At 53.7% G+C, this 6547-nt stretch carries 4 protein-coding genes and 1 pseudogene; 1 reads left to right on the forward strand and 4 read right to left on the reverse strand.

Annotated elements, in window-relative coordinates; translation table 11 throughout:
- Positions 1–111: 111 nt before the first annotated feature.
- Positions 112–672 carry a prepilin-type cleavage/methylation domain-containing protein gene (locus tag WCO56_28335; protein MEI7733512.1) on the forward strand — a complete coding sequence of 187 codons (561 nt, stop codon included), beginning with the start codon at positions 112–114 and terminating at the stop codon, positions 670–672.
- 247 nt (positions 673–919) lie between these two features.
- Here WCO56_28335 and WCO56_28340 read toward each other — a convergent pair whose 3' ends face one another.
- From WCO56_28340 to WCO56_28355, 4 genes and pseudogenes are all read right to left on the reverse strand, one after another.
- Complete coding sequence (locus tag WCO56_28340) at positions 920–3484, reverse strand: hypothetical protein (GenBank protein ID MEI7733513.1); 2565 nt, start codon at positions 3482–3484, stop codon at positions 920–922.
- 11 nt (positions 3485–3495) lie between these two features.
- Positions 3496–4269, reverse strand: a complete 774-nt coding sequence (locus WCO56_28345; GenBank protein ID MEI7733514.1) for a class I SAM-dependent methyltransferase — start codon at positions 4267–4269, stop codon at positions 3496–3498.
- 297 nt (positions 4270–4566) lie between these two features.
- Complete coding sequence (locus tag WCO56_28350) at positions 4567–6201, reverse strand: immunoglobulin domain-containing protein (GenBank protein ID MEI7733515.1); 1635 nt, start codon at positions 6199–6201, stop codon at positions 4567–4569.
- 3 nt (positions 6202–6204) lie between these two features.
- Positions 6205–6486, reverse strand: a pseudogene (locus WCO56_28355) (hypothetical protein).
- Between the last annotated feature and the right edge of the window lie 61 nt (positions 6487–6547).

A 6547-nucleotide genomic window follows, 5' to 3' on the forward strand; every position in this document is an offset into this window, starting at 1 on the left:
TTTTGAATTTTCAATTCTGCCCACGCGTGGCTGGTTTTGACTGCCCGCTGACACCAAGCCCAAAAGACCAAATGTATTAGTAATCAGAAACAAATCGGGATAGCCATCCAAATGTATTGTGATGATAACGAGGATAGATTTCCGACCTATAACGGTTGGGGAGGTGGCGGTGGACGCCGCCAAGCGACTCCCTACACGGGCGGCAATGCCTTCTCCTATGGCGGGCAGGAATGGGAAACCAACCGGCCATTGAACGCATATGTCCAAGCTGTGGAAGTTTTCCATTGTCCGGCTGATCACGGCAGTCCACTAGCTGCCGTTCCCAACAGTAGCTGGGAGGGTTGGGGTAACAGTTATTTAATGCAATGGACGGATGCCACAGGTTTTCGTGTGCTAGGCATCACTGGGAGCCTGGGCAAATACGTTCCCGCCTGTCCCCCCAGACGCCTTTCCGAAATTGCCCAAGCGCCTTCAAACAAAATCCTGATGGCGGATTGGCCGTGGCAAGGCAACCATGATGTAAATGATCCCCACGGGGTTTGGCATAATCCACCTGGGAAACGGATCATGGTGACCTTGTTTGGGGATTTTCATGTACAATTCTTCAAGTTCCCCGATAACTTTTCCACCATGGGGATGATTCCAGCCGATCCAACCTATCTCTTCTGGTAAGCTAACGGACCCATATCCACAAAGGTGTATCTTCTTTTCCGCGGTTTACTGGTGGTCTGGGCGTTTCCCCCCGTATCCCTCAAGTGGTATCGCTATGATGATCGGAACGGATCCCCGCTTCATCCTCAATTTAGAACTTTGCCCGTTTTGAACCGAGGCGACTTCTTGGCGACGTATTTCAAACATCGCGGCTGCTGATATTTTTCGACCGTCCAACTTATTCGCCCAACTTCTGCATAGATTAATATTATGTCCCTGTTGTACTCGTGCGATTGTTGCGCGTCATGAACAGGTAGATCAAAAGCAACAGCCCAACAATCTCGCAACTCAGCATGACCCACAGGCTGGGGATTTTAGGGGATAACTGGAAAACAACGGTATGATGGCCAGGCGGGAGTTGCACGCCACGCATGATGAAATTACAGCGTAATACGGTGGCGGGCTGACCGTCCACCTTGACCTTCCAGAACGGATCAAATTTGTCGTTCAAAAGCAAAACGGTAGGCACCGAGGCTTGCGTGCTGAGTTCGACGCGTTTGGGTGCATAAGCGGTATGGATCACGGTGGCCAGACCGGCATTGCTGACGGCACCACCCATGGGGGGATTAATCGGGTTTGCCACCAATACTGTCTGCGCCGGATCAAACGCCGGATCGGCCAGTTTTTTCAAAGTATCCTGGTCATTGGTGCTAACCTGCCAGCTTGAATACAGTTTCGCGCGTGGCAACGCCCCGGTGAATTCGATCAAGGCAAAGGGCCCTTCTTTATTGGTTTCCACGAGCATGATGTTATCCTTGCCGGGATACATAGAGACGGTGAATGGCATGACCACTTTAAACCGGTTGCGGCCGGGGTCTAATTGGGCGTTCAATCCTTCGACAAATCCCTGCGCCAGGCCGAAAAGGTAACGGGTATTGGTCAGCTCCCATAAACGAACGATATTGTTCCCAATGGCGGAGCGATAGGCCAGTTTATCGGCGGGCATCCGCGGCTCCTGCGATACATCCGAGGATTGGACACGGTAGTAGGGCATGTGGTGCTGAAGCCATTCAACGTGGTAGAGCTGTTGCAAGATGGCGAAGTTTTGTCCCGGAATTTGGAAGGGCGGCATGGCGACCCGGTGCTCGTACGGCTTGTCTCGCAGCAAGTCAAGCCATGGGTTGGTGGCGTACCGCTCCTGATAATTGAAGTAGCGTATCCATGGCGAATTCGCGCGCATGAGGTCAGTCAATAGAATAAATCCGAGCAACATCCAAGCCCACTTCGTGCGTCCCCCAGCGAACGCCCCGCTCATGATGACAAACACCAGCGCCGATGAAACACTCAAATACAGGATGAACATCCCCACTTCTTTAACGCTGAAAAGCGCAATGGCTTTGGCATCATTTTCCGTGAAGCCAGTTCGAGTCAGGAATTTAATCAAGTCACCTTGGGAGGCATAATACATGAGGCACGCCAGCACACTGAATGCCACCAACCCCGCCATCGTGTAAACCCACCGTTTTTCAAACGAAACCGCTTTGGACCACCAAGCCTGAATGTGCTCAGTCAGCGAGGTCGCAGCCCCTTTGGGGTTGGACAGATACTGTCGGGCCAAAGCTAACAGGCCATACGCGAACAGAATCATCAGCACCATGTGAAACGGGTGCATATACTTCATAGGATTACGGATGGCAGAAAAATATGGCAGGATGTAAATAAGATGGTAAAATGGCGCGTGTCGCCCCCAAGCGAGTAGCAAAGAGATCACGCCCATGGCGGCCCAAAACCAAACCATTTTGCTTTCAACCGGAGTGAAGGCCCCGCCTTTTTTACGAAGCGATTGCGCCACACCGTACCCCGCCAACAGCGCCACCAATACCCCGGCATATTCGCCCGACCCGGAGTGACGCGGGAACCCCTGATGGTGCTGCTCCCAGCCGGGTTGCTGGCCCACGGTTCCCCAATAGTTGCCACCGTCTCCAGTATCCAGACGGTATCCAAACAGGCCAGGGATAATCACCCGCAGGGTTTCCAATTTGGGCAAACTCCACTGGGTGGCCCAATCCCAACGAGCCTCCTTGCTTTGTTGTTTTTCCTCCATACCGGCGACGCCGGTAATGGAGATGCCCATATACGCGCTCAGGCTGGGAAAGGCCATGACGACGGCGGCTACCACAATGAGTATCATGCGCACGCCGTGCCGGAGAATTTTTGTGGCCCAACCATCCGCTTCCAGCACAGCGTGAGCCGTGGCATAAGCCGCCACAAACAGGCTGAAAATTGCACCATTGTCGGCCCCTTCGGAAATGGATAACCCCACGGCAAAACCGGCCAGAATGCTTTTAGCGATCCAGTGTCCGGGACTGGCGATGGCCGCCATGGCCAAAAAGGTCATGCCCAGGCAGGTCTCCCGAGTGGAAAGTCCCCAACAGCCGTTGGAAAAAAAATTACCATTCAAGGCGGCTGCCAACGCCGCGAGAATAGCCACAGTGGGTCCAAAACCGGCCTGCCGAAAAAAAAGCCAGGCGCACATTCCCAAAAACAGGATGGCTATCGGCAAATGCAGGTTGTTAAACCAGAGCGGCGGCAGCGCGAGCATCAATCCAAAGAAGTTGGGCGAAAAATTGCCGTTGTAGGCACCCACCCAATTCACATCCCACCAAATGCCATACAGGGAAGCAGGCGCGGATAGCAAACCGGTATTCTGTATGGATAATGGGCCGTCGTTGGAAAAAAGCGCCTGCCCTGGTAAAAAGCTGCGATAAAAGCAGACCAAAATCACCAATAGCAACAAGGTTAATAAGGTGATAAAACTTTTACGCGTACTCATGACAAAACTGCTTAGTATAAACGGATATCGGTTTTGTAATCAGCGGGCGTATATTTAGAATTTTCCACCTTCGTGGCCACTGTGATGACAGTCATGGACCATGAGGGGAGAATCGTGGCCAACCCGGACCAAAACTCACCTATTTTGGGAAGATAAAAAGAACTGCCGATAGACTGTTTATGACGGAAACCATGTCTGATAAGCACCATTTTCATGGTGCGCAAAGTGAAATCCCGAAAATGACAGGAGCGATATCGGGCGGCAAACATCGGTGGCAAATCGAAAAACAGCATCATGGCGATGCCCAGTGGCGTGCGAATGTTTGGGAAAGTAAGTACCAGTTCACCCCCGACCCGAAGGACTCGGTTCATCTCCAGTATTAACCAATCCGTATCTACTTGATGTTCAATCGTTTCTCCACAAAAAACCGCGTCAAAACTGCCATCCTCATAAGGTAACGGACCTCGCATCGTATCATGAACCTTGGCGTTCATCCCAACTTCAACGGCCTTTTGAACCAGAAATTCCGAAATATCCACACCGTGCAGTTCGTGCTGGTCGCGAAACTGCTTAAGAATAGCCCCGTTACAACATCCGATGTCCAGAATCTTTAACTTCTTTTTTTGTGAGCTAAAATATTTCCGGACTTTTTCAACTCTGGGGCCGCCCATCTCATCAGTTACTCCAGCGCCAACGCCACTGTAAACCCATTGAATCTCAGATGGAGTCAAAGGCCCGTCGCGTCTGGAAAAAACGGGCGCGGAATTGTATTGATCTATGTTCATATTTCCTCAAAACGAAGCGCGGATGGGATGAGATCTGGCATTTTCAGCATCGCATACCAATTTATGTCACCAACACGGCAACCAGCGGCATAATATAGTTGTCCCGGGAAACATCTTCCCGCCGTGGCCAGTGGTTCCGAATAATTTAACCATGCAAATCATGACCGGCAGAGGGAAACACAAACCTTGTGGTGTGTCAATTACATCTTCATAACTTTGAAACAATGACTCGATGACTTGGGATCCAACCCGCTACAGCAACACCACCGCGAGCAACTTCGGATTTCGGGTTAAAACTCACTGCCCCAGCTTCTTGAGTCGGAAGAAGCCCTGTTTATTGGTGAGGGGGATGTTCAGGGAGACATTGCCGGCATTGGTAACCGCCGTCACGGGCACTTCGCCCCAGGTCTTGCCCGAGAGCCCGTCCACCATCTCCAGCACATAGTTGGTCATGGCCGTGGACCAACTGAAGCTCAGGCAATTGGTTCCCCCAATGGCCGCCGAACGCCCGGGCCGCACCATCGGCATATACGCCTTGCCGCTGGTTATATCCAACCCCAAACTCTGCGCCTGCGCATCCGCCAGGTCCACATACACCGGCTGATTGGCAAACGCCAGATCGCTGTCGGCCCGGGCATCCGTTCGCGCCTCAAACCGCACCTGTACCATCTCCAGTTTGCCCACCGGGAAAGTCTGCCCCACCGACGGCAGCATCATCGCAAAGCCCACCCGGCCTGCAGTGGCTTGATTCGTATTGGCACGCACCGTGGCTCCGCTGGCTCCGCTACCGGTCGTATAGCCAACATATTTCAGTACCGCCGGATTGAAAATCAGGCTGAATCCACAGGCGCTCTCGCCCCCTTGGGTTTCCAAATACACCGGCACCACGTTCGTCTGCCCCGCCTGGAGCAGCAGGTCGTTCACATAAATTTTCCGGTTCGCCGACTTGCCGTCCTTCGGTGCCTTGGCCAAGTCGCCTTTGCTGATGCTGCCCGTCGGACCACCCGCCGGTCGCCACGCATCCAAACCGGCGTTAAAGCGAACCGCTTGCACCCAGTCCGCCACCGTCAACTTGCCGTCGCCCGACGTTGCGAGCGGCGCGCAATCGGCCCGCTGAAACATCGTGGCGTTGGTGAACTGGTCTAACCCCGCCACCAACCGCCCCACCAACGTTACGTCGGCAGAGGAAATGGTGTAGTCGCCCGTTATATCCCCTTCCAACTCCACCACCGGGATGGTGATCTGCGCGTTGGTAAAGAGCACATTGCTCAGCTTTGGCCCCTCAACACTGGAGATCTCCTGAATGATCGGCGTGTTGGTGAAGATTAACGGCGTCAGGGTCGGGGTACCGACCACGCTCACGGCAAAGGTCAGCCGCGCAATTTCCTGCGTGCCGGCGGTAAATGCCAAGCCGGGATCCATCATCAGCGAGATGCCCACCAGCCCATTGCTGGCCTGTAACGAGTTGAACGTCGGGAAGGCCAAGGTGGCCCCTTCCCCCATGGTCACTTGTCGGAAGCTCAGGCGGGCCGGATCAAATGCCAGGCTGAAGCTGACCACGTTCTCCGTGCCGCGCGAGACCAAGGTCACCGGCACTACCAAATCCGTGCCCGGCGTGGCCGTCAGGCTGGGAACCGCCACAATGCTGGGCGGCGGCACCACGGTTAGCGTTGCCACCCCGCTGGTCGCCGAGCCACCCATGTTACTTACCACCACAAAATAGTTGCCCGCATTATTCGAGGTAACGTTTAGCAGCGTGAGGCTGTTATTGGTGGCAGTATTTACCGGCTGGCCGCTGAAGTACCATTGGTACGTCATGGGCGTCGTGCTGGTGGCCGACACATTATATGCCATAGTGTTACCAAGGATGGCCGTGGTATTGGACGGCCCCGCAGTGATCACGGGCGGCACCGGCGTGGCGTTGATGTTCACATCCTCCAACGCCCAGTTGTCACCATAGTAAGAATTCCCGGTCGTATAGGCGATTTGGCGCCAGCGGAACAGGGTGGCCAGACTTTGCGCCGCCGCCGGAATGGGCATCTGGAACTGGGTCCAGTTGGAGATGACCAGACTGTGATTGGTGATCGTCGTCCACGTGCTTCCCAGGTTGATGGAATATTCAAGCAAAGTGTACTCATTGACGTAGTCTGGCCGATCCCAGTAATACACATAAGTATTGGTCCCGGTGCGCAGGTAGTAACTTATAGTGCCGCCCGCCGTGGTATTAAGTGCTTATCCGCAAATAAAAGTTGCCTTTTTCGCCGTGCTCTGTCAATTT

The organism is Verrucomicrobiota bacterium (assembly GCA_037139415.1).
GTDB lineage: Bacteria > Verrucomicrobiota > Verrucomicrobiia > Limisphaerales > Fontisphaeraceae > JBAXGN01.